The organism is Methylobacterium sp. DB0501 (assembly GCF_011043735.1).
Classification (GTDB): Bacteria; Pseudomonadota; Alphaproteobacteria; order Rhizobiales; family Beijerinckiaceae; genus Methylobacterium; species Methylobacterium alsaeris.
In genome coordinates, this window is record NZ_JAAKGV010000011.1 from 1 (window position 1) to 23,640 (window position 23,640).

16 protein-coding genes, 2 tRNA genes and 1 pseudogene are annotated in these 23,640 nt (G+C 67.8%); 9 read left to right on the forward strand and 10 right to left on the reverse strand.

Going from position 1 to position 23,640, the window contains the following annotated elements; all coding sequences use genetic code 11:
* Positions 1–626, reverse strand: a pseudogene (locus G4G93_RS17045) (sugar phosphate nucleotidyltransferase); the annotation flags it as partial.
* A gap of 467 nt (positions 627–1,093) precedes the next feature.
* The gene (locus tag G4G93_RS17050; protein ID WP_165085749.1) at positions 1,094–1,651 is read right to left on the reverse strand and encodes a cytochrome b; all 558 of its coding nucleotides are present in this window, start codon (positions 1,649–1,651) and stop codon (positions 1,094–1,096) included.
* 192 nt (positions 1,652–1,843) lie between these two features.
* On the opposite strand from G4G93_RS17050, the gene ribA reads away from it, so the two are divergent.
* Positions 1,844–2,971 carry a GTP cyclohydrolase II RibA gene (gene ribA / locus G4G93_RS17055; RefSeq protein ID WP_165085750.1) on the forward strand — a complete coding sequence of 376 codons (1,128 nt, stop codon included), beginning with the start codon at positions 1,844–1,846 and terminating at the stop codon, positions 2,969–2,971.
* Between the two features lie 140 nt (positions 2,972–3,111).
* The gene (gene bfr, locus G4G93_RS17060; protein ID WP_099899675.1) at positions 3,112–3,609 is read left to right on the forward strand and encodes a bacterioferritin; all 498 of its coding nucleotides are present in this window, start codon (positions 3,112–3,114) and stop codon (positions 3,607–3,609) included.
* A gap of 63 nt (positions 3,610–3,672) precedes the next feature.
* On the opposite strand, the gene G4G93_RS17065 is transcribed toward bfr, so the two are convergent.
* On the reverse strand, positions 3,673–3,918 hold the full coding sequence (locus G4G93_RS17065) for a bacterioferritin-associated ferredoxin (RefSeq protein ID WP_139037544.1): 246 nt from the start codon (positions 3,916–3,918) through the stop codon (positions 3,673–3,675).
* A gap of 331 nt (positions 3,919–4,249) precedes the next feature.
* Between G4G93_RS17065 and G4G93_RS17070 the strand changes: the two genes are divergently transcribed.
* Together G4G93_RS17070 and G4G93_RS17075 are read left to right on the forward strand one after the other, a co-directional pair.
* Entirely contained in the window at positions 4,250–6,781 is a 2,532-nt protein-coding gene (locus G4G93_RS17070; RefSeq protein WP_165085752.1) for a hybrid sensor histidine kinase/response regulator, read from the forward strand.
* 175 nt (positions 6,782–6,956) lie between these two features.
* Positions 6,957–8,681 carry a sensor histidine kinase gene (locus G4G93_RS17075; protein ID WP_165085754.1) on the forward strand — a complete coding sequence of 575 codons (1,725 nt, stop codon included), beginning with the start codon at positions 6,957–6,959 and terminating at the stop codon, positions 8,679–8,681.
* Positions 8,682–8,688: 7 nt separating this feature from the next.
* Here the strand turns inward: G4G93_RS17075 and G4G93_RS17080 are convergent, their stop codons facing one another.
* The 3 genes from G4G93_RS17080 to G4G93_RS17090 form a co-directional block, all read right to left on the reverse strand.
* On the reverse strand, positions 8,689–9,147 hold the full coding sequence (locus G4G93_RS17080) for a hypothetical protein (RefSeq protein WP_246736839.1): 459 nt from the start codon (positions 9,145–9,147) through the stop codon (positions 8,689–8,691).
* 146 nt (positions 9,148–9,293) lie between these two features.
* The gene (locus G4G93_RS17085; RefSeq protein ID WP_165085755.1) at positions 9,294–9,527 is read right to left on the reverse strand and encodes a hypothetical protein; all 234 of its coding nucleotides are present in this window, start codon (positions 9,525–9,527) and stop codon (positions 9,294–9,296) included.
* A 577-nt stretch (positions 9,528–10,104) separates the two neighbouring features.
* Positions 10,105–10,263: a hypothetical protein gene (locus G4G93_RS17090; RefSeq protein ID WP_165085757.1), complete on the reverse strand. Its 159-nt coding sequence runs from the start codon at positions 10,261–10,263 to the stop codon at positions 10,105–10,107.
* A gap of 314 nt (positions 10,264–10,577) precedes the next feature.
* On the opposite strand from G4G93_RS17090, the gene G4G93_RS17095 reads away from it, so the two are divergent.
* A complete protein-coding gene (locus G4G93_RS17095; protein ID WP_165085758.1) occupies positions 10,578–13,478 on the forward strand; it encodes an EAL domain-containing protein in 2,901 nt (966 codons plus the stop codon).
* Between the two features lie 108 nt (positions 13,479–13,586).
* Here the strand turns inward: G4G93_RS17095 and G4G93_RS17100 are convergent, their stop codons facing one another.
* From G4G93_RS17100 to G4G93_RS17110, 3 genes are all read right to left on the reverse strand, one after another.
* Positions 13,587–15,401, reverse strand: a complete 1,815-nt coding sequence (locus G4G93_RS17100) for an SIR2 family NAD-dependent protein deacylase (protein WP_165085759.1) — start codon at positions 15,399–15,401, stop codon at positions 13,587–13,589.
* A 587-nt stretch (positions 15,402–15,988) separates the two neighbouring features.
* Positions 15,989–16,063, reverse strand: a tRNA-Thr gene (locus tag G4G93_RS17105).
* 83 nt (positions 16,064–16,146) lie between these two features.
* Positions 16,147–16,221 (reverse strand) — tRNA-Thr (locus G4G93_RS17110).
* Between the two features lie 269 nt (positions 16,222–16,490).
* Here G4G93_RS17110 and G4G93_RS17115 point away from each other — a divergent pair.
* The 4 genes from G4G93_RS17115 to G4G93_RS17130 are packed head-to-tail and all read left to right on the forward strand — an operon-like array spanning position 16,491 to position 20,637.
* Positions 16,491–17,480, forward strand: coding sequence for an ABC transporter ATP-binding protein (locus tag G4G93_RS17115; protein WP_165085761.1), 990 nt, complete (start codon positions 16,491–16,493; stop codon positions 17,478–17,480).
* Positions 17,481–17,505: 25 nt separating this feature from the next.
* Positions 17,506–18,789 carry a PotD/PotF family extracellular solute-binding protein gene (locus G4G93_RS17120; protein ID WP_165085762.1) on the forward strand — a complete coding sequence of 428 codons (1,284 nt, stop codon included), beginning with the start codon at positions 17,506–17,508 and terminating at the stop codon, positions 18,787–18,789.
* Positions 18,786–19,739 (forward strand): ABC transporter permease, encoded by a 954-nt coding sequence (locus tag G4G93_RS17125; RefSeq protein ID WP_165085764.1) that lies wholly within the window; start codon positions 18,786–18,788, stop codon positions 19,737–19,739. The genes G4G93_RS17120 and G4G93_RS17125 overlap by 4 nt, the downstream gene beginning before the upstream one ends.
* Position 19,740: 1 nt before the next feature.
* Positions 19,741–20,637 (forward strand): ABC transporter permease, encoded by an 897-nt coding sequence (locus G4G93_RS17130; protein ID WP_165085766.1) that lies wholly within the window; start codon positions 19,741–19,743, stop codon positions 20,635–20,637.
* A 425-nt stretch (positions 20,638–21,062) separates the two neighbouring features.
* Here the strand turns inward: G4G93_RS17130 and G4G93_RS17135 are convergent, their stop codons facing one another.
* Positions 21,063–23,630, reverse strand: a complete 2,568-nt coding sequence (locus G4G93_RS17135; protein WP_165085767.1) for a glycosyltransferase — start codon at positions 23,628–23,630, stop codon at positions 21,063–21,065.
* Positions 23,631–23,640: the final 10 nt, after the last annotated feature.

The window sequence follows — 23,640 nt, forward strand, 5'->3', positions numbered from 1 at the left end:
TCGATCCGCTGGTAGGAGCCCCACGGCCGGTACATCAGCCGGTGGGCATCCGCCTCCGGCTCGCCCCGCCGCCGCAGGCCCTCGACCAGGCCCTTCACCTCGCCGGCCGCCTCCCGGCTCGCCACCAGCACCGCGTCGTCCGTCGTCACCACCACCACGTCGTCGAGCCCGACCACCGTGGTCAGGATCTCCCCGGTGGAATGGACCAGGCTGTTGCGCGTGCCCTGCAACGCCACCCGGCCGCGCAGCGCGTTGCCGTCGCCGTCCCGCGCGGCGATGTCCCACAGCGCCCCCCAGGTGCCGATATCCGACCACGGGAAGCCCACCGGCAGCACGCCGGCCCGCTCGGTCCGCTCCATCACCGCGTAGTCGATCGAGATCTGCGGCGCCTGCCCGAACGCCTCGGCGCCCAGGCGCACGAAGTCGAGGTCGCGCACGGCGCCCGCCAGCGCGGCGCGGGCGGCGTCGAGCACCGCGGGGGCATGGGCCTCGAGCTCGTCGAGCATCACGTCGGCTCGGAACAGGAAGTAGCCGCCGTTCCACAGCGCCCCCTCGGCGATCAGGCCGGCGGCGCGGGCGGCGTCGGGCTTCTCGAGGAAGCGCGCGACGGCGCGGGCGCCGGTCGCGCCCGTCGCGCCGGAGGATGGCGACCCGATCTGTCGTGGATGAAGCCAGTCACCAAAAATGGCCTCTGCGAGTGTAGCACGACAAAACGTTCCGGTCCGATGTCACGCCGACTCGCCACATCCCTGTTCACATGATCACAGATGGAACAATAGCGCGTGAGCACATCACACACGCGAATTTCCATCTCGATTGGCGCGAATTGCTGAGCGATTCGATCTCGTTTATCGATGAGTTCTTCCCGAATGCAAAGAAGGCCGACGGGGTGATCTGATCCGATTACCGGCGTGATGCGGTGGCGGCGTGAGTGCGCTCACGCCGCCATTCACTCCTGGATCAGCGGCGCCCCGTGCCATCGTGGCAGATCACCGCGAGCCAGCACCTCGATCGGTTCAACGGGCAGGGGCCTGGATCGTCCGAACCCTGCAGTGGACAGGAATCGGTACGGCGGCGGCCATGGCGCCCACCCTCACCCCTCCCCTCCCCCCGACCACATCCGCCGCAACGTCCCGTCCCGTCGCACGAGGTGGTGGTGCAGGGCCGCCGCCACGTGCAAAGCCACCAACGCCACCAGGGTGAAGGCCGCGACCTGGTGCACCTTGAGGATCGCCTCGCCCACCGGCATCCCACCGGAGATCGGCAGGGTGAGGGGGAGCGTGAAGTAGAGCATCACCGGGGCGCAGCAGGCCGAGGTACCGGCCCAGCCGAGCAGCGGCACCAGCACGATCAGGAGGTAGAGCACGAGGTGCGAGGCCTGGGCCGCCCGGCGCTGCCAGGCCGGCAGGCCCGCCACCAGCGGCGGAGCGCCGCGGGCGGCGCGCACCAGGAGACGCGCCAGCGCCAGGCCCAGCACGGTGAGCCCGAACGACTTGTGCCACTCGTAGAGCGCGTTCTTCAGAGCGCCGTCGGGCAGGTTCGCCATGGCGAGCGCGATCGGCACCAGGGCGAAGACCAGGGCGGCGACCGCCCAGTGCAGCACCTTCTGGGACGGCGCGTAACGGCCCGATCTCGTGCTGTGCGGGGTCATGCGGCCTCACTCCCGGGGCGTATGGATACCCTGGACAATCGCGAAAGGTTGATGGAGGGATCCGCGGCAGAGCGGGGCGGCAAGCCCCACATCCGTGCGGCGTCGAACCGTGGCTTTTGTTCCCTCACCGGTTCGTCCTCACGGTTCCCGACCCGTCGCCCCCGCGCCGGGTCATCTCTCTCAGGATCGGTGATGTCGGTCGCGATGCAGAGCCATCTCAATCTAGACCCGGCCGCGGGCCGCGAACAGGTCCGGGATCAGATCGACGTCGAGCGGGCGCTGGCGGAGATCCGCGCCGGCCGGCCCGTGGCACTGCACGGCGCCGACCCGGTGCTCGCCCTGTCGGCCGAGGCGCTCGACGCAGGCACGACGGCAACCCTGGCGGCGCTCGCCGGGACCGGTGCGCGCCTCGTCCTGCCGGCGCCGCGCCTGCGCCGCCTCGGCCTCGCCGACCGGACCGAGGCCGGCGCGGTCGCCCTGCCGGCGCTCGATCCCGCCCGCATCGAGACCCTGAGCCTGCGCCTCGACGGGCGGATCGACGCGCCGGTGGCGCCCGTCTCGCCCGGCGACGCGGCGGCGCTCGCCCTCATGGCGCTCGCCCAGGTTCTGCCGGCGGTCATCGTGGTGCCCGGCGAGGCGGTGCCGCCCGGCACCCTGGCGGTCACGCCCGAGGCGGTCTTCGCCTATCCGGCCCGGCAGGCCGCCGGGCTGCGGCCGGTGAGCCGGGCGCCGGTGCCGCTGGCGAGCGCCCCGGACAGCGAGTTCGTGGTCTTTCGCGGCGGCGAGGGCCTGCGCGATCAGGTGGCGGTGGTGATCGGCCGGCCCGACCTCTCCGCGCCGGTGGCGGTGCGGCTGCATTCGGCCTGCCTCACCGGCGACCTGTTCGGCTCGCTCAAATGCGATTGCGGCGACCAGCTGCGCGGCACCGCCGGCTGGATGGCCCAGCATGGCGGCGGCATCGTGCTCTATCTCGACCAGGAGGGGCGCGGGAACGGGCTCGCCAACAAGATCCGCGCCTACTACCTCCAGGCCCGCGGGCTCGACACCTACGAGGCCGACGAGGCCCTCGGCTTCGGCCTCGACCAGCGCCGGTTCGACTTCGCGGCGGCGATGCTCAAGGCGCTCGGCGTCACTGCCGTCCGGCTCGTCAGCAACAACCCCGAGAAGGCGGCGAGCCTGGAGGCGGCCGGCCTTCGGGTGGTCGAGACCCAGCGGGCGCTCGGCCGGGTCACGCCGGAGAACATCCGCTACCTCACCGCCAAGCGCGACCGGGCCGGCCACGCCCTCGAACTCGACGCCTTCGCCTGCCGCGACGCGTGACCGTCGGGCGGGACTCTCGGTCGACTTGACGTTGTCAGAACATAGCCGCTGTGGCCCTGCGGCACGTTCGCTGCTAGCTAGGACCCCGGTTGGACCGGCATCGGCCCGGTCCCGATGACGATCGATACGGGAGATCGAGCATGAAGGGTGACGCCAAGGTCGTCGAGTATCTCAACCGTGGCCTGCGCAGCGAGCTGACCGCGGTGAGCCAGTACTGGCTCCACTTCCGGATGCTGAACGACTGGGGTTACATCGATCTCGCCAAGTTCTGGCGCAAGGAATCGATCGAGGAGATGAACCACGCCGATCGCTTCGTCGATCGGATCCTGTTCCTCGAAGGCTTCCCGAACCTGCAGGAGCTCGACCCGCTGCGGATCGGGCAGAACGTCCAGGAGATCATCGAGTGCGACCTCGCCGCCGAGGTCGAGGCCCGCAGCCTCTACCTCGAGGCCGCGAAGTACTGCGACTCGATCAACGACCGCGTCTCGAAGCAGCTGTTCGAGGACCTGGCCGCCGACGAGGAAGGCCACATCGACTTCCTGGAGACCCAGCTCGAACTGATCCGTCAGGTCGGCCTGCCGCTCTACGCCCAGCGCCACATCGGCGGCCTCGAGAAGATCGAGCCCGAGGTCGAGTAAGGCGCGTCCGGCCTCAACCGGCAGTCCACGGAGCTTGACCGGCAGTCCATGGGGGAGGCCGCCTCACGCGGCCTCCTCCTTCAATTCCTTCAGCGTGCAGGCCGCGCCGCAGGTGGTGGTGCAGGCGGAATGCGCCTCGGCCAAGGCCCGGTCGAGGATGCCGCGGATCGTGCGGGCACAGCGACCGCATTTCGGGCTGCAGCCGAGGCAGGCATAGACCTGGGCCGGCGTGCGCGGACAGCCGGGGCCGGGATGGAGGCAGCCGCGCACCTGGCCATCGGAGAGCACGTTGCAGGAACAGACGATCATGCTGGAACCGAGTCATCCGATCGGCGGAGGGCCCGGGGATCGCTCCCGCTGACCGCTCTCAGATTAGAACTTTTGAAAACTACAACATAATCAACAGGTTACCTCTACCGCCCGATTTGCGCAACCGTCCCGGGCCGGTCATCGCGCCGCAGGGCGCGTCGCGCGAAAGTGAATTGCGCCCCGATGACATCCGCGAGGCAACCCGGCGGCCTCTCGCCGGTTGCCTGCGCGACATCGTCCGTCTATCGGCTGCCGTTCCGCTGGGTCGGCGCAGGAAGGCTCTGACAGGAAGACTCTGAATGGACGACCGGGCGCGCCGCAACGATCAGCCATGAGCAGCTACGACGAGAACAGCCACGACGAGAGCGGATACACGACATCGGCGGGACGGGACGGCGACGCGCTCCCGCCCGGCATGCCGGAACCGGACCTCGATGGGACCGCCCTCCTCGCCCGGATCGCGTGCGGCACCGCCTTCGCCCTGGTCCATCGGCCGGGCGCGCCCTTCCGCGGACCGGCGCCGCCCCACCTCACGGCGAGCGACGCGGCGGCGCTCGCCGCGCTCGTCTGCGTGGACGAGCCCACGCGTGCCATCATCGTGCCGGACATGGCGCAGGACCGGCGCACCGCCGACCTGTCCCTGGCCCGCGGCCGGGAGCCGTTGCGCTTCTGCGCCGTCGTGGCGCTCCCCGGCCCGGACGGCCGCTCCCCCGGGACGTTGATCGTGCTCGATGCCGCGGCGCGGCGGATCGAGCTGACGAGCGAACCGGCCGCGGCCCTCGCCATCCTGGCGAGGCAGGGGATCCGGGAGCGGCACATCCTCTGCCGCTTCGCGGAGACGACGGTCGAGCGCGACGACCTGCGCAGCGTCACCGAGGCCGCGCCGGTCCTGATCGCCGCCTTCGGCCGCGACGAGATCTGCCGCTTCGCCAACGGTAATTTTTCGCGGTGGTTCGGCCTGGATCCGGCGCAGGTCGTCGGACGGCCGCTGCAGGCGATCGTCGGCGAGGACGTCTACGCCCTGCGCCGCCCGCTGCTCGCCCGGGCCTTCGCGGGCGAGACGGCCTCGTTCGAGGCACCCCACCCCAAGGCCGACGGGCGCTGCGTCCTGATGCGCTACGAGCCTCATCGAGGGCCCCGCCACGGGATCGCCGACCTGTACCTGCTCGGGATCGACATCACCGCCGAGAAGGAGGCGCGGGCGGCGCTCGCCGACAGCGCCCTGAAGTTCCGGGCCATCGCCGAATCGATGCCCCAGATGGTGTGGTCGACCCTGCCGGACGGCTACCACGACTATTACAACACCCGCTGGTACGAGTTCACCGGCGTGCGGGAGGGCTCGACCGACGGCGAGGGCTGGAACGCGATCTTCCACCCCGACGAGCAGCCGGAGGCGTGGCGGCGCTGGCGGCATTCGCTCGCCACCGGCGAGCCCTACGAGATCGAGTACCGCCTGCGCCGGCACGACGGGGTCTATCGCTGGGTGCTGGGCCGGGCGATGCCGATCCGCGATCCCGAGACCGGGGCGATCGAGCGCTGGTTCGGCACCTGCACCGACATCGACGACCAGGTCCGCGCCCGCGAGACCCTGGCGCAACGGCGCGCGGCGCTGGAGGCGCAGGTGGCCGAGCGCACGGCGGCCCTGGCCGAAGCCAATGCGCGCCTGAAAGCCGAGATCGAGGAGCGCGCCCGGATCGAGGAGGCCCTGCGCCAGGCCCAGAAGATGGAGGCGGTGGGGCAGCTGACGGGGGGCATCGCCCACGACTTCAACAACCTGCTGACCGGCATCGTCGGCTCCCTCGACCTGATGCAGACCCGCATCGACGAGGGCCGGACCGAGAACCTCGCCCGCTATGCCGGCCTCGCCATGGCCTCGGCCCAGCGCGCCGCCGCGCTGACCCACCGCCTCCTCGCCTTCGCCCGGCGCCAGCCGCTCGAGGCCCGGTCGCTCGACGTCAACCGGCTGGTCGGCTCGATGGACGAGCTCCTGCGCCGCACCCTCGGCGAGCGGGTGCAACTCGAAGTGGTAGTGGCCGGCGGCCTGTGGCTGACGCTCTGCGACCCCAACCAGCTCGAGAACGCGATCCTCAACCTCGCGATCAATGCCCGCGACGCGATGCCGGAGGGCGGGCGGCTGACCATCGAGACCGCCAACGCCCATCTCGACGACGCCTACGTGGCGAGCGAGATCGGGGTGCGGGCAGGGCAGTATGTCTGCGTCTGCGTCAGCGATACCGGCGGCGGCATGCCGCCGGAGGTGATCGCCCGGGCCTTCGACCCGTTCTTCACCACGAAGCCCCTGGGCCAGGGCACGGGCCTCGGCCTGTCGATGATCTACGGCTTCGCCAAGCAATCCGACGGGCACGTGCGGATCTACTCGGAGGTGGGCCAGGGCACGGCGGTCAAGCTCTACCTGCCGCGCCATGCCGGCCGGGCCGCGGACGAGCCCGCCCCGGCGAGGACGGCGATGCCGGTGCCGCGGGCCGAGCGCGGCGAGACCGTGCTGGTGGTGGAGGACGACGCCACGGTGCGGGCGCTGATCGGCGAGACCCTGACCGAACTCGGCTACCGGGTGATCGAGGCGCCCGACGGGCCGGCCGGCCTGCGCATCCTGGAGGGGCCCGGGCGGATCGACCTCGTCGTCACCGATGTCGGGCTGCCGGGCCTCAACGGCCGCCGGATGATCGACGAGGCGCTGGCCGTGCGGCCCCGGCTGCGGGTCCTGTTCATCACCGGCTACGCCGAGAACGCCGCCTTCGGCAACGGCCACCTCGCGCCGGGCATGCGGATGATCACCAAGCCCTTCGCCATCGACGCCTTCGCCGCCAAGGTCCGGGCGATGATCGAGCCGGGCCAGGGCTGAGAGCCGGCTCGGGCGGTTCGCGGTGGCAAGTCCGGTGCGCCTGCCGGCCCCTTCGAACGGGTTGCGGGACGGATCCCGGAGCGGCGAGGCTTCCGCCCGCCGACGACTTCGGGGTAGGATCGGCCGGTACCGGGGAAGATCCGCCCTCCCTGGGCCACGAGATCCGGACCGCCCCTTGCCCCAGCCGCCGCTCCGCGTCTTCCTGGCCCTCGGTCTCGGGGCCGCGGGCCTGGTGGCGACCCTGGTCCTCGCCCTGGTCGCGTCCCGGGTGGCGAGCCAGCGGCTCGAGGCGCGCATCGAGGCCGAGCTGGCCGACGTCGCCGGCACCCTGGCCGGCCGTCTCGACCGCGGCCTGTTCGAGCGCTGGCGCGACATGATCATCCTGGCGGAGAACGATTCCATCCGCGATCCGGCCGTCCCGGTCGAGCGCAAGCGCCGGGTGCTGCGGCGGGCGCAGGAGACTTATCCGGATTACGCCCTCATCGGGCTCGTCGGCGCCGACGGCCGGATCGCGGCGACGAGCACCGGCGCCCTCGAAGGCGTCGAGGTCGGACATCGGGAGTACTTCACGAAGGGACGGGACCGGCCCTTCGTCGGCGACGTGCACGACGCCGTGCTCCTTGCCACCCTGGCGCCGCGCCGCCCAGGCGACGAGCCGCAGCGGGTGCTCGACATCGCCGCCCCGGTGCGCGGCGACGACGGTCGCCTCCTCGGGGTGGTCTCGGGCCACCTCGACTGGACCTGGGCCCGGGCGGCGGAGGCGTCGTTGCGGGAGACCTCGGGGGCCATGCGCGACGTCACCGCCCTGGTGCTGGCCCGGGACGGCACGGTGCTGCTCGGCCCGGGCGCCCTGACCCACATGATCCTGCCGGCGGACCTGCCGAGCGTCGCCGCGGCCAGGGACGGCCGCTCCGGCACCGCGGCGGAGACCTGGGCCGACGGCAAGCGCTACCTCACCGGCTACCGGCCGACGAAAGGTTACCGCGATTTCCCCGGCCTCGGCTGGACCGTGCTGGTGCGTCAGGATGCCGGCACCGCCTTCGCGTCGGTGGAGGACCTGCGCCGGCAGATCCTGCTCTGGGGCCTCGTCGTCGCCACGGCGGCGGCGGGCATCGGCTGGTTCGCCGCCGGCCTGCTCGCCCGGCCGCTGCGCCGCCTCGCCGTCGCTGCCGCCGCCCTCGGGCGGGGCGACGCGGTGGCGGTGCCGGCCTCCGCCGTGCGGGAGGCGCAGGCGATCAGCCACGCCCTGACGGTCGCGGCCGAGGCCCTGCGGCGGCAGGAGGAGGAGCGCCGGGCGGCCGATGCGCGCCAGGAGCTGCTGATCCACGAGTTGAACCACCGGGTGAAGAACACGCTCGCCACCGTGCAGTCGATGGCGCGCCAGACCGCCCGCAGCGCCGCCTCCCTCGACGACTTCACCGGCAGCTTCGAGGCCCGGCTGCTGGCGATGTCCCAGACCCACAACGTGCTCACCGCCAACCACTGGGAGGGGGCGGGCCTGCGCGGCATCCTGTCGGCGGAGCTCGAACCCTATGCCGGAGGGAGGCCCGACCGCATCCGCCTCGAGGGACCGCCGGTCTCCCTCACCCCCGCGGTGGCCCTGCCCCTCGGGATGGCGATCCACGAGCTTGCCACCAACGCGGCGAAGTACGGCGCGCTCTCGGCCGAGACCGGTCAGGTGGCGGTGGAGTGGCAGGTCGGGCCCGGGACCCTGTCCCTGCGCTGGCGCGAGAGCGGCGGACCGCCGGTGGCGGCGCCGGCCCGGACCGGCTTCGGCACGCGGCTGATCCGCACCAGCCTGGAGCGGGAGCTGGCCGGCGAGGTCCGGCTCGATTTCGCGGCCGGCGGCCTCGCCTGCCTGATCGCGGTGCCGCTCGCCGCCCGGGCCGAGGCGGCGTGACGACCCCCTACCGGCCGTAGGGGTAGCAACGGCTGCGTTCGAGCGGGATGCCGAGATGGGCCGCCAGCACCCGGATCGCCTCGGCATGCTCGACGTAGGGGTCGCGGTTGCCGACCCCGACGATGATCGGGCAGCCGGCGCCCGCGGGCACCATCGCGGTGGCGAGCCCGTTGCCCTCCGGGTCGCGCAAGGTGAAGAAGCGCGGCATGGTCCGGCGCAAATGCGCCTTGAGGCCGATCTGCTGCTCGATGTACGGCCCGGCCGGCGGCACGTAAGACGCTTCGGCGCGGGCCTGCGCCTGGCGGAAATGCTTCTCGACGGCGTGGCCCATCAGTTCCGATTCCCGGATCGCCTCCGCCTCGGTCTCGATCCGGAACCAGGTCTTCGTCCCCGGCGCGGGCGTCCCGAGGGCCGGAGCGGAATTGGGCAAGGTCGCCTTGCCCGGAACGTCGCAGACGTAGTCCATCGCTCACCTCGACGGCCTGTCCGGGCCGTGGCCCGCCTCTGGAAGGTAGGCCCGGACAGACCGGTTTTGAAGCGCGGTGCGGCTCCGCGTCCCGATCGGTCCCTGTGACGCGAGGGTCTCGCGTCGGAGCGCGCCGGGCGCGGCCGTCAGGCCCCCCGCAACGTCTCCCGGCCCTGCGCGGTGAGGCGCCAGACGGCGGAAGCGCTGCCGGGCAGCAGACCGGGCTGCTCGCCCAGGAACAGCAGGTGGCCGTCGTTCTCCAGGGCGCAGAGCCGGCTGTGGTCGCCGGGCCAGGCCCGGTCCGGAGCGCGCTGGACGGTGATGCGGCCCTCCGCCGTGAGGGCGGCGCGGCTCAGGAGGCGGCGGCGGTGATCGATCATCGCGTCGGATCCTCTCGACGTGTCGGATGCGCGGGCGGGACCGGCCGGTGGGCCGCAAGGGGCGAACCGGGAGCGGCGAACCGGGGACCTGCGACGCGACCCGCGTCCGGTGGGAAGGGATGTGCCCGCTCCCGGTGCCCCGACGGGCGCACGGCGATGGAGACGGGCGACGGCCCCGGGACGGGAGACGCCCGGCGCCGCATTCCGGCGGCACCGGCGTTGGCGAGCGCCGCCCTTCGTCCGGCGGCGTCGGGGCGGCCCTTGCGGCCGCGGCGGCGGGACTGGCCTCGCGTCCCGGCACGGTCAAGCTTAACAGCTTGGGCCAGGGATGCAACCGGGATGGTTTCGCCGCCGTATCCGGTCCTCGTGGCCGCATTCGGATCTGCCCTGGAAGCATCCGGCCGGATCCGCTTCCGGGAGCCGGCGATGATGCCCAGTCGAGGAGGCCGCGGGGCGGGCCCCGTGACGGGGCGGCAGCCCGTTCGGATCCGGCGAAACCTTGGACGGCCGCTCCCGACCCTTGCCGAAGGTCGTGCGAGCAAGCGGCAGGATGCGGTCGAGCGGCAGCAGCGGTAGGTCAACCCGCCCCGGTGAGGAGGCGGCCGGCCTTCTCCCAGCCACCGAGGAGATCGGCGCCCGCGCAGGCGAGCCCGAAGCCGAGTAGCGCGAGTCCGAAGGCGATGTGGCCGGCCGCCTCGAGCGGGCGCCAGCCGGTACGGCGGAGCTGTGAGTACATCGCCGAATCACTGGAGCGGAATGGTTAACGTCTCGTTAATTCGCACCTGGCGGCCGCGAACCGGCGCGCCCGGATCCGCCGGCTGGCGGGTATCTTTTGAGCCAATTGTCGCCATTTGTCAGGCTATCCACCGCTCCAACACACATCTTCCCCGAGTCTCCGGATCGAATATGGTGCAGCGGCAGCGCTATCCACGGGTAATACACCCTCGGTCGAGGCAGGATCCGGACGCGCGTCCCATGTCTCCGCTGTTCTCCTTTGTTAAGTTCATTGCCGCATGATGGCGACAGTGAGAGCTGCCAAAGAAGGACTCTATGTACCGTGCGTTCGTCTGCCTGACGGCCGAGCACACCGCCTGGGCCCTTCCCCTGGCGGCCCTGGTCTGCGGGCTCTCCTGCCACACCGCCCTGCATCTGCTGGAGCAGGCCCGGGTCGAGCGCGGCGGGCGCTCCCTCGGCTGGCTCGTCGGTGCGGGCTTCTCGGCCGGCGCCGGGATCTGGAGCACGCACTTCATCGCCATGCTCGGCTACGATCCGGGCCTCGGCGTCGGCTACGATCTGGAACTCACCCTCGCCTCGCTCGGCGTCAGCGTGGTGAGCGCGCTCGCGGCGCTTGCGCTCCTGCGGCCGGCCCGAGGGCCCCTCAGGGGCGTCGCCGCCGGCCTGCTCCTCGGCCTCGGCATCGCCGCCATGCACGTCACCGGCATGCTGGGCGTGCGCATCCCGGGCCGGTTCGCCTGGGATCCGGCCCTGGCGGCGGCGGCCGCCGCGACCGGCTGCCTCCTGGCCTGCGCAGCCGCGCTGGCGCTGCCGCGCCCGGAGAGCCGGCGCAGCCTGATCCCCTCGGCGGCTCTCCTGTCGCTCGCCATCGCGTCGATGCACGTCCTCGCCATGGCTTCGGTCGAGGCCGTTCCGGATCCGAGCGTCGGCTTCGTCGCCGACAGCCTGCCCCGCGCGGCGCTCGCCGCCGGCATCGCCGTCGTCACCCTCGCGGTGCTCGCCTGCGCGGTCCTGGCGCTCACCGCCGGCCGCCTGCGCGGGCTGAATCGGATGCTCGAGGCGCAGAGGACCGCCCTTGCGGCGAGCGAGGAGCGCCTGCGGGCACTCACCGACGCGCTGCCCCAGATGGTCTGGGTCACGCGGGACGACGGCCAGGCGCAGTACACGAACCGGAGCTTCCAGGCGTTCTTCGGCCCGGGGCCTTCCTCCCGCGCGCAACGCCTCGCCGCCTACTACCCGGGCGACCTGACGGCGGTAGCCACGGCGTGGCTGGAGGCGGAGGCCGGGGACCGCACCTTCGAGACCGAGGCGCGCCTGCGGAACCTGTCGGGCCGGTATCGCTGGCACAAGGTCGTCATGGTGCCGGTCCTGTCCGACGGCGCGGCCGTCGAGTGGATCGGCACGGCCCTCGACATCGACGATATCGCCCGCGCGCACGATGCGCGGCGGGTGAGCGAGGAGCGCCTGGCGCTCGCGCTCGATGCCGGCAGCGACGGCCTGTGGGATTGCGACCTCGCGACGGGCGAGACCTGGATCTCGGACCGCTGGTGGCACCTGCTCGGCTACGCCCCGGGCGCGTTGCCGTCCCATATCCGGACCTGGCAGGAGCTGATCCACCCCGACGACCAGGACCGCGCCGTCGCGATGTTCGACGCGCATCTCGCGGGCGCGACGCCGACCTTCGAGTGCGAGCACCGCCTGCGGCGCCAGGACGGGGCCTGGGGCTGGTTCCTCACCCGCGCGAAGGTCGTCGGTCACGACGCCGACGGACGGGCGGCCCGGCTCGTCGGCACGCAGATCGACATCGGCGCACGCAAGGAGGCCGAGAGCCGGATCGCCCACATGGCGGCCCACGACGCGCTGACCGACCTGCCGAACCGCACCCTGTTCCGCGAGCGTCTGCGGCGGCGCCTGGCCGAGATCGCCGCCGGCGGCGGATCCTGCGCGGTCCTGTGCCTCGGGCTCGACCGGTTCAAGGAGATCAACGACGCCCTCGGCCACCTCGTCGGCGACGCGCTGCTGCGCGCGGTGGCGCAGCGGCTGAGCGCGGGCCTCGTCCCCGGGGATACGGCGGCCCGGCTCGGCGGCGACGAATTCGCGATCCTCGTCGCCTCGGCCGGCGATCCCGCCGAGGTGCAGGCCGAGATGCACGCCGAGATGCACGCCAAGCTGCAGGCCCGGCTGCAGGCCGGGCTGCAGACCATGGCGGAGGCGATTATCGGTGAGATCGGCAGGCCGGTCCGGATCGGCGGCCAGGCGGTCGAGATCGGCGCGAGCGTCGGCATCGTCCTCGCCCCCGCCCAGGGGACCGACGAGGAGGCGATCCTCCGCCGGGCCGACCTCGCCCTCCACGCGGCCAAGGCCGAGGGCCGGGGCACTGCCCGCCCCTTCGCACCGGCGATGGACGCGGCGCTCGCCGAGCGGCGCCAGCTGGAGGCCGACCTGCGCCGCGCCGTCGCGCAGGACGAGCTGATCCTGCACTACCAGCCGCAAGTTCGCTCCGCCTGCGGCCGGCTCGTCGGGTTCGAGGCGCTGGTGCGCTGGCAGCACCCTTTGCGCGGCCTGGTGCCGCCGGGGGCGTTCATCCCGCTCGCGGAGGAGACCGGCCTCGTCGTGCCGCTCGGCGAATGGGTGCTGCGGGCGGCCTGCCGCGAGGCGGCGGGCTGGGCGCGTCCGCTCAACGTCGCCGTCAACCTGTCGCCGCGCCAGTTCCAGCAGGCCGACCTGCCCGAACGCGTGCTGGCGATCCTGACCGAGACCGGCCTGCCGCCGGACCGGCTCGAGATCGAGGTCACCGAGACCGTCATCATCAACGACATGGCCCGCGCGCTCGCGGTCCTGCGCCGCCTGAAGGCGCTCGGGATCCGGATCGCCATGGACGATTTCGGCACCGGCTACTCGTCGCTGGCGACCCTGCAGGCCTTCCCGTTCGACAAGATCAAGATCGACCGCTCCTTCGTCAGCCAGCTCGCCGAGCGCCCCTCCGCCGCGGTGATCGTCCGCGCCGTGCTCGGCCTCGGCCGCTCCCTGCGGATCGGCGTGGTGGCGGAGGGCGTCGAGACCGAGGAGCAGATGCGCTTCCTCGTCGAGGAGGGATGCGAGGAGGTTCAGGGCTACCTGATCGGCCGGCCGCAGCCGGTCGAGCAGCTGGCCGGGATGATGGCGGGAGAGACGGCGTGGGAGGGTGAGGGGCGGGAGAGCCGGAGGGTGGCGTAACGCGTCCGATGGCGCTGCGAAAGGCCGCCACGCCCGGATCCCGACGGGCGAGCCGGGCGGTATCCCCGGGATGACGATCCCGCCCGTTGCCGGCTGCTACGGTTCCGATCAGATGCCCTCCGGACCTTCCTGACCGTTACCGAGCGGCGGGATGACCCGCAGGACGCTTCCGAGGAATATTCCTTCGCTCTCCATCGTGGAGGCATCGTCGCACGCCATTCCGACCTGACGCCGGATGGATTTCTTTCCCGGCGCCGGACGGACGGAATAAAGCCAATTTTCCGGTATCGAATGCTTTTCGAATATCGTCTTCAAAGTCGTCGTCTCATCAGCTTCGTCATAAATTCTGATGATGTTTTCTTCCGACCGGGTGATTTCTATCCAAAATCTTATCGATGAGGACGATAACATGTCCAGCGGGTCGATGCGACGGGACGAGATCAGATTTATGAGAAACTCGTTGTCGGTATGGATGCTCAACCTGAGGCGCTGCGATGGATTGCCGGATTTCCATCTCCGATATGCCCTCAGGATTTCCATCAGGGAGACGTAGGGCGGGAACGTCCGACGCTGCCCGGTCGCCAGCGGATAGAGGTGTAGGCGATCGACGCCGTCCCTCGTCGCAGCATCCAGCACCGCCGCCATCACAGGGCCGACCAGACGTGCATCGCGCGCTTCCCCGCTTTGCTCCGCCAGGCGCCGAATGATAGCCGCGTATCCACGCCCTTCCTTGAACCCACAGATCGGATAAACATAGCCGTTTTCGTCGCAGGCCTTCCCCAAGCGATAGTCCGGCGTCATTTTGAGTCGATCGAGATTTGCCCGCGCAGCCCGGCTCAGCTCTATTCCTGACACTTCCTGCTTGCCGGATACGACGATCGCCTCGTTTGGAGATAAGCGCGACGGCATATCGCCCCTGATGATCTCGACGCTCGTCTTGACCCCGCTCGCATCCACGCCCGTACGAGGACCTCGATTGACATTGAAACTCCAGCGAATGGTCCTGGCTTCAGGAGATTTGATCGCCTCGGCAACCTTTTCCAGGACCTGACCCACCGGAGCGGAATGATCCCCGTCCGGGCCGACATCATATTCGATCGCCCTGATCTGATACTGACTCAGCAAAAATTCAGGATCCAACGATCCCGATTTGATTATTGCATAATGAAGGTGAGATATCGGCCCGAGAAGTTGTAATATTTCTCCAAATAAATCAAGGAAATACGGCTCCTGCAAACCGGCTCCGACAAATAATAATGTCCTTGTTCGATATATTTCCGCGAAAGTGCGCCGAAAATGGATTGCTTCATATGTCTGCTTGCGATATTCCTCGTGCCCGACAACGATCTCATCGGCGAGATGTGTGCGGGATTCGGTCTTCAGTCCGACATACCCCTGGATCGCCCATAAAATCGGTTGATCCGGATTTCGCAAGGATGATAATACATCCTGGCAATGCCGAGGTGAACGACCCCTTACTTTCATGCGGGTCGCATCCGGCAAGGGCTCGCCCTGCTGAGAAATCCAGTAATTATTGAAATTTTTTAGAAACAACCCGTCATAATTCGTCGTAACCACGAGAGGCCACCAGATTTTTGACAGCAAATCAAGGTTGATCGGCACAGCGCCGGCTTCGCCCCTGTAAAGAATACGCTGTATCACATTTGAGAAGCCGGTAAGATTTTCTCTCTGCAGAATTCTGACTGCGCGCTCCGCACGCCGAATCAGCGTCCCCGGGTCATCGGGGCGAAGAGCAGCGATGTTTTGCACAACCCTTAATTGATTGGCCTCCTGTTCGAGCGCGGATACGAATTCCGGCCAAAGCAGGCAATTTGGATGACTGATACCCGAGCCCAGGAACGGGGTCAGCGCGCCACGGGAGTAGGCCAGTGCGATGTCTGCAAACGTTCTCTCTGCAATCATCCCCACGCTCCAGGCATGTTCGAAAATTGATTATGGATCAGACAATCTGCGCCAAGCCCTGTCAACAGTTCGGGGCACGGCCATATTTTTCATCGCATGATCACGCCAGCAGATCTCCAGGTGGCTTCGGCGGGATCGTTCAAGCCGATGCATGCGCCTGACGACCAAGACCCATGGTATAAATGCGAAGCTGGCGTGCACAGCAAGATGGATGACTTTCTATCTTGAATCGATTGTCCGCTGGGATGACTTGGCGGTGCATGGGAACCACGGTGAGCAGTCGGATCTTTTTCACGATCCAAAACCATGTTTTGTTGGCATTATCGTGATGTGGCGACAGCGTCGCCGCGTCATACTTCAACCATGGCGGCGGAGGGAAATCCGGGGCCGACCGTCGCCGCGTTCGTCTCTGTGACGCGACAGGATGGTCCGATGACCTCGAACCCCGGGCGGCAACCGGTCGAGCTACGCCCAATGATCGTGAACACCGCCGGATCGCGGCTCAAACCCCGATGGACGCATGTCCGGTCCATCGCGCGCGATCGCTGGTCGGCCTGGGCTTACGTCATCTGCCGGGAGGAGAAGGGTGGTGCCGCTGGGGAGGATTGAACTCCCGACCTCATCATTACCAATGATGCGCTCTACCACTGAGCTACAACGGCGCGCTGGTGCCGCGCTGCCCACCCGCACGGGATCGACAGCCTTCAGACACACCGAGCGAAATCTCTGACTCTCACGGTGAAAATGGTGCCGCTGGGGAGGATTGAACTCCCGACCTCATCATTACCAATGATGCGCTCTACCACTGAGCTACAACGGCCCGTCGGCCCATCCCAGTCCGCCCGCGGCCTCGTGGCCGGGCGTTCCGTGGTGCGCCGAAGACGAGCGGGGGGATAGCGGATCGCCCGGCGCATTGCAACAGGCTCGCGGGAGGTAAATGCCGCGCCAGCCGGACCCGCCGCGCGAACCGGCCGGGAGGCCGCCCGGACACGCCCCAGCCCCACACCCAAGCGTCCTTGCCTGGCCCCTTGCCTGGCCCATAGCTTGCAAGGCTCCCCCAAAGGCAGACATCGTGGGGGAGCTTTCTCGTTGGACATCGAACTCGCCAGCCTGACCAAGCGCTACGGCGATACTGTCGCGGTCGATTGCATCGACCTGAAGATCCGCTCCGGCTCGTATTGCTGCCTGCTCGGGCCGTCAGGCTGCGGCAAGACCACGACGCTGCGGATGATCGCCGGGCACGAGACGGTCACGTCGGGCGACGTGGTGATCGGCCCGAAGGCCGTCGGCGACCTGCCGCCGGCCCAGCGCGGCACCGCGATGATGTTCCAGAGCTACGCGCTGTTCCCCCACCTCACCTGCCGCGACAACGTCGCCTTCGGACTCAAGATGCGGGGCATCCCGAAGGCCGAGCGCCTCACGCGCGCCGAGGCGATGTTGGCGCTGGTTCAGATGGACCACCTCGCCGGCCGCCTGCCGGCGCAGCTCTCCGGCGGCCAGCAGCAGCGCGTGGCCCTCGCCCGCGCCCTCGTCACCGGGCCGAAGGTGCTGCTGCTCGACGAGCCGCTCTCGGCGCTCGACCCGTTCCTGCGGGTGCGGATGCGCACCGAGCTGAAGCGCCTGCAGGGCGAACTCGGCATCACCTTCGTGCACGTCACCCACAGCCAGGAGGAGGCGATGGCCCTCTCCGACCTCGTCGTGGTGATGAATGGCGGCCGCATCGAGCAGGCGGCCGATCCCCGCACGGTGTTCGAGCGCCCGGCCACCGCCTTCGTCGCCCGCTTCATCGGCGGCCACAACGTCATCGCGCTGCCCGACCGGCGCATCGCCGTGCGGGCCGACCGGATGCGGCTCGGGCAAGAGGCCGGCCCGGAGGGGCTGAGCGCCCGGGTGGTCGCGGTCGAGTACCAGGGCAGCACCGTCCACGTGAGCCTCGAGGCGCCGGACATCGCCGCCGAATCCGGCTCAGCGCTGACCGCGATCCTGAGCGATCACGCCTTCGCCGCCCACCCGCTGACCCTCGGAGACACGGTGCGGGTGGGCTGGCCGGCCGGCGAGGCCCATCGCCTCGACGCCTGACGACTTCACACAGGGAGAACCCGCCATGACCGAGATGAAGACACCCCGGCTGTCCCGCCGCACGCTGCTGCAGGGGGCCGGCGCCGCGGCCGGCCTCGCCGCCGGCTCCGGCGCGATCACGGGCTTCCCGGCGATCATCGCCGCCGAGCCGGTGACCCTGCGCTACCTCGGCACCGCCGTGAACCAGAGCGGCGACATCGCCCGCAAGGTGAAGGAGGACTTGGGGATCACGATCGAGTACATCCCGGTCGTGACCGACGAGGTCTCGAAGCGCGTCGTCACCCAGCCGAACTCGTTCGACATCGTCGATTCGGAGTATTTCAGCCTCAAGAAGCTGATGCCGTCGGGCAACCTCGTCGGCATGGATGCCAAGCGCATCAAGAACGCCGACAAGATCACCCCGGTCTTCACCAAGGGCGAGGTTGCGGGCAAGAAGATCGGCGACCAGGGCACGGCGCCCAAGAAGGTGTTCTACCTCGAAGGTCCGACCTCGACCAAGTTCGCCGCGTCCCCGACCGAGTGGATCACCCTGATCCCCACGACCTACAATGCCGACACGCTCGGCATCCGCCCCGACCTGATCAAGCGTCCGATCACCTCGTGGAAGGAACTCCTGAACCCCGAGTTCAAGGGCAAGGCCTCGATCCTCAACATCCCGTCGATCGGCATCATGGATGCCGCGATGGTGGTGGAGGCGACCGGCGACTACACCTATCCCGACAAGGGCAACATGACGAAGGCGGAGATCGACCGCACCATGAAGGTGCTGATCGACGCCAAGCGCGCCGGCCAGTTCCGCGCCTTCTGGCAGGACTTCAACGAATCCGTGAACCTGATGGCCTCGGGCGAGACGGTGATCCAGTCGATGTGGTCGCCCGCCGTCACCAAGGTGCGCTCGCAGGGCGTCGCCTGTACCTACCAGCCGCTGAAAGAAGGCTACCGCGCCTGGGCCACCGGCTTCGGCCTGCCCAAGACCCTGACCGGCAAGAAGCTCGACGCTGCCTACGATTTCATCAATTGGTTCCTGTCGGGCTGGGCCGGTGCCTATTTGAATCGCCAGGGCTACTATTCGGCGGTGCTGGAAACGGCAAAAGCCCATATGGAGCCCTACGAATGGGCATTCTGGATGGAGGGCAAGCCGGCCGAGAAGGACATCAAGGCCCCGGACGGCACCATCATGGAGAAGGCCGGCGCGGTGCGTGACGGCGGCTCGTTCGAGAACCGCATGGGCGCCGTCGCCTGCTGGAACTCGGTGATGGACGAGAACACCTACATGGTGCGCAAGTGGAACGAGTTCATCGCCGCATGAGCACGGCGACGGCTTCCACCCGCACACTCCCCGAGGCGGCGCAAGCCGCCTCGGGCCCCGCGGGCCTCGCCGCCGCGACGCGGCGCCAGCGCCGCCTCGCCTACTGGCAGGCGATGCCGCTCGGGCTCGTGTTCCTGGTGTTCTTCGTGGTGCCGCTGGCGCTGACCCTGATCGTCAGCTTCTGGGAGTACAACGAGTACGAGATCATCCCGGCCTTCACGCTGCAGAACTACGCCGACGTGTTCGAGGGCTGCCTGTCGGGGGGCGACCTCTGCACCACCTTCCGGACCTACCTGTCGACGCTGAAGTTCTGTCTGCTCGGCTGGGCCGCGACGCTGGGAATCGGCTTCACGGTGGCCTATTTCGTCGCCTTCCACGTCCGTTCGACGGCGATGCAGACGGTGCTGTTCCTGATCTGCACCATCCCGTTCTGGACCTCGAACGTGATCCGGATGATCGCCTGGGTGCCGCTGCTCGGGCGCAACGGCCTCGTCAACGACACGCTGATGGGTCTCGGCCTGATCCGCAGCCCGATCGAGGGGCTGCTCTATTCCGACTTCTCGGTGGTGCTGGCCTTCATCCACCTCGATACGGTGTTCATGATCGTGCCGATCTTCAACTCGATGATGCGGATCGACCGCTCGCTGATCGAGGCCGCCTCGGACGCCGGCGCCACCCCCTGGCAGACCCTGTGGAACGTCATCGTGCCGCTGTGCAAGCCCGGCATCGCCATCGGATCGATCTTCGTGCTCACGCTCATCATGGGCGACTTCGTGACGGTGGGCGTCATGGGCGGCCAGCAGATCGCCTCCGTCGGCAAGGTGATCCAGGTACAGATGGCCTATCTGCAATTCCCCGCGGCCGCCGCCAACGCGGTGGTGCTGCTCGGCGCCGTGATGGTGCTGATCGCCGCGCTCACCCGCCTGATCGACCTGCGCCGGGAGCTGTAGGATGCGCCGCGACGGGCCCCGCCCCTTCTCGTTCTACGTGCTGGCGGCCTTCTTCGGGCTGTTCGTGCTCTTCCTCTACGGGCCGACCTTGACGATCCTGGTGCTCAGCTTCCAGGGCCCGCAGGGTGGCCTCACCTTTCCGATGAACGGGGTCTCGACCTTCTGGTTCTCGCGCCTCTGGGCGGGCCTCGGCGTGGTCGACATCTGGGCGGCGTTCCGGCGCTCGCTGGGGCTCGGGCTCGTGGTGATGGGGCTCACCGTCACCATCGCGTTCTTCGCCGGCCTCGCCTTCCGCAAGGGTTTCCGGGGCCAGACGCCGCTCTTCTACACCGCGGTGGCGAGCCTGATCGTGCCCTCGATCGTGGTGTCGCTCGGCATCGGCCTCGAGTTCCGGCTGATCGACGAAGGCATCAAGGCGCTCGCAGCCCGGACCGGCTGGGGCTTCCTCCAGGACCACGGCACCGTGATGGGGCTGTTCACGTCGGCCTTGGGCGCCCACCTGACCTGGACCCTGCCGTTCGGCCTCCTCATCATGTTCGCGGTGTTCAACCGCTTCAACCCCGCCTACGAGGAGGCGGCCCGCGACCTCGGTGCCACCGGGCCGCAAAGCCTGCGACACGTCGTGGTGCCGATCATCCTGCCGTCCCTCGTCGGCGTGGCCTTGTTCGGCTTCACCCTGTCCTGGGACGAGCTTGCCCGGACCAGCCAGGCGATCGGCGGGCGCAACACCCTGCCGCTCGAACTCCAGGGCCTGACCACCACGGTGACGACGCCGGAGATCTATGCGCTCGGCACCGTGACGACCGGCGTCTCGCTCCTCGTCATCGGGCTCGCTTTCGGCAGCTTCCTGGCGATCCAGCGCCGACGCGCCCGGCGGGTGACGCTTCCCGGGACTTGACGGGCAGGCCGCAGGGCCCGGGCGCGGTCACGAGCGGGATAGGCGCCGCGCTTGATACGATTTCCGACTGATCGCTTCGCGATGCGGAAATCGGCTTCGCTCAGGCGCCGCGCGGGCTGGTGATACGATCGGCCCCGATGTGGTCGGACGATCGCGCCGGGCGCCGAGCCCGTCCGGCCGCTCACCTGCATCGGAGGAGAGACAGGCTCATCAACGTCGATGGCCTCGAGGAACATCACGGAGCCCTGCCCGCGAACACCGTTCCGTCGACGCATGACGCACCGGGCGCCTCGACGGTCTTTCAGAGCGGCCCGGTGCCATCGAACCGACGTGTTCGATGGCACCGGGCCGTCGTGACAGGAGTGGACACAAAGACCCGCCCGCGCCCGGCATGACGAACCTGTTCGACGGCAGATTGGCACCCGCTAAGAAGCAAGCTTAGGCGTGTTGGACAGCCTCTTTCGCTTCTTGGCCACCGATGCACGCAACACCTCGTCGAGGTCTACGACAGAACGTGCCCAGCTGCGCTGCTGCCCCGCCGCCGCCGCGGCTTGGGACAATTCCGCCACTCGCCCCGGATCGCTCGCGAGCCGTTGCAGAATCGCCACCATGTCGGCCACGCAGTTTTCCTCCGCCACGACGAAGCCATCCACGTCGTGGTCGACGGCCTCCCTGACCGCGCCGACATCGGTCACGAGGGGGATGACCCCCATCAACATCGCTTCCAGGACCGTCAGAGGCAGCCCTTCGTAATACGAGGGCAGGATAATGACATCGGCCCATTCATACAGCCTTGCGACATCCTTCTCGCTGTAGACCGGAGGCTCGACGAGCTTCTCGATGAATGGCCGGCTCGTTCCATCATCGATGATCGTTTTGCCGACGATCCGGAAAGCAATGTCGTCGGACTGGCTCAATTCGCGCACAACGGCTTCAAGCCGTTCGATCCCCTTCTGGCGATCGAGACGGCCCATATACAGCACGCGCAGCTGTCCCTGGGACGAGCCAGCACGGCCTCGCTCGCGGCGCGACACCTTCGGCTTCCGGATCGACGGCGCGTTGGGAACGACGACCAGTTTCGACGGCGGAACGCCCTCCGCCTGAAGTTCCGCGCAGATCGCTTCGGAGCAACCGATGAACAGATCCAGCGCGTGCTCGTACGCGACGGCAACGAAAGGATGGCCAACCCGACGATCGAGATACGTCTTGTCGAACAGGTGCAAGTAAGACGCCGTGACGGTTCCGCTCCGGCGCAATTGGCCCATGACGCCTAAAATATCCAGGGAATGGCAGGATATCAGGACATCCATGGCAGATAGGAGGTTGGCCTCATCCATCTGCGATCCACTCACGGACCATTTCGACAGATTAGTTCCGAGATAATCCGGGCCGCTCCAGTCGTCGAAAGCATCATTATCAATGAAAAAAACGCGATCAAACGCCGCTGCAACCAGATTGAATTGCTTGATTTCCCGCCGTTTGGCAACGAAAAGATTCGTACCGTATCCGAGGTTTCTCATCTGCTTGGCGACGGCCAGCGTTACTTTCTCGACACCGCCGAAATCGACAATGGGCAATACGAACCCGATCTCGATATCTTTCCGCTTCAGATACGGCGCCAGCACGGTGTGGCCGAACTTATCTCTCAGCATGACAGCGGCGGATGCCCGATTGGGCGAACCTACCGAGTCTCGCGGACGCAAGGTTTTATTCGACTGTGAGTAACTCGACGTGGCCAGGTCCCGGCACATGTACAGGAAGTTTTCGGCGACCGGACTTGGGAGTAGATTGATGGGGCTGCCCTTCGGAAGATGGACGGCCCTCGATGTATGAGCACCGCCATGGGCACCGGATACCAGTCCCCTGACCCAGCCATCGCTGCTGTCGCTGACGACTTCTCGCAGAAGGCGCGACGAGATGGCCAAGCAGTCCAGATTAACCCCTGAATACGGAACAGGCGCCTTTATCTTCAAGTCGTGATTCGCAGATTGACTAATTTCAACCGAGGTTAGATTTGCTCGCTGCAGTCCTCGCTCCAAGTCGAAGATGACCCAGGATCCGAGCATCAGCGATTCCAGCAGAGACAGCGTGGCGCTGTTCATGACGATCATCGTTGACCCGATGTTATATACGTTGGGCTTAATTTCCCATGCCCAGAATCGGCGCTTGTATTCGTCCCAAGTCATCTCTTCTGTAAAAGATTCAATCGAAGATGACATTCGAACGACGCCTAAGTCATAAATGAAAATGGCGTATCTCGGATTATAAACATGCTCCGCATGCGTCAACCACCGTCGATCTTTGATCCACGGATGCCGGTCCTCAAGCTGCTTTAGGACAAACTCTTGATCACGAGTCGAGTCCGCAAGCATACTCTCTGGGCGCTTGCGGTATAGGAACCCCAGCGAGGGCGCATGGATACCATGAAAACCAGCTTCCGATGCAGTTAGGAAGAAATCCCAATCCTCGAAACCATGCTTCAACGTCTCCGAGAAGCGGATACCTCGATCGAACACCCTCCTACGCACCAGGCTTCCAGCCTCGCATATGTTTTGCAGCGCTTCAATGAACGGCGAGAACGAGCTTTCGTAGCTCCCGCTCCACTCGATTCCGAACATTCTGATATCGGGATAAAACCAGTCGCCCTCGGAATTGTGCCGCAAGAGTTGAATCATTTGAGCGACGGAATAATCCGAGACACGATTATCAGCGTCAAGAAAGTATATTGCATCGAAATCGATATTTTTTAAGCTATATTCGATACCGACATTGCGTGCGCCACTAAGACCCTTATTGAAACTTCTGCAATAATGGACATTCTCGTGCAGGATCGATAGACCAACGCCCCCGCACAAGGTCTCGAGTTCCGGGCATCCGTCGTCGACAATGACAATATCGACAGCGTCCTCCCTACCGTTATCCAGCACGGATTGCACAGCCTCGTGGAGCAGAAGGCTGTGACGGAATGTCGGCACCACGAAGACGATACGCATGATTGTCATC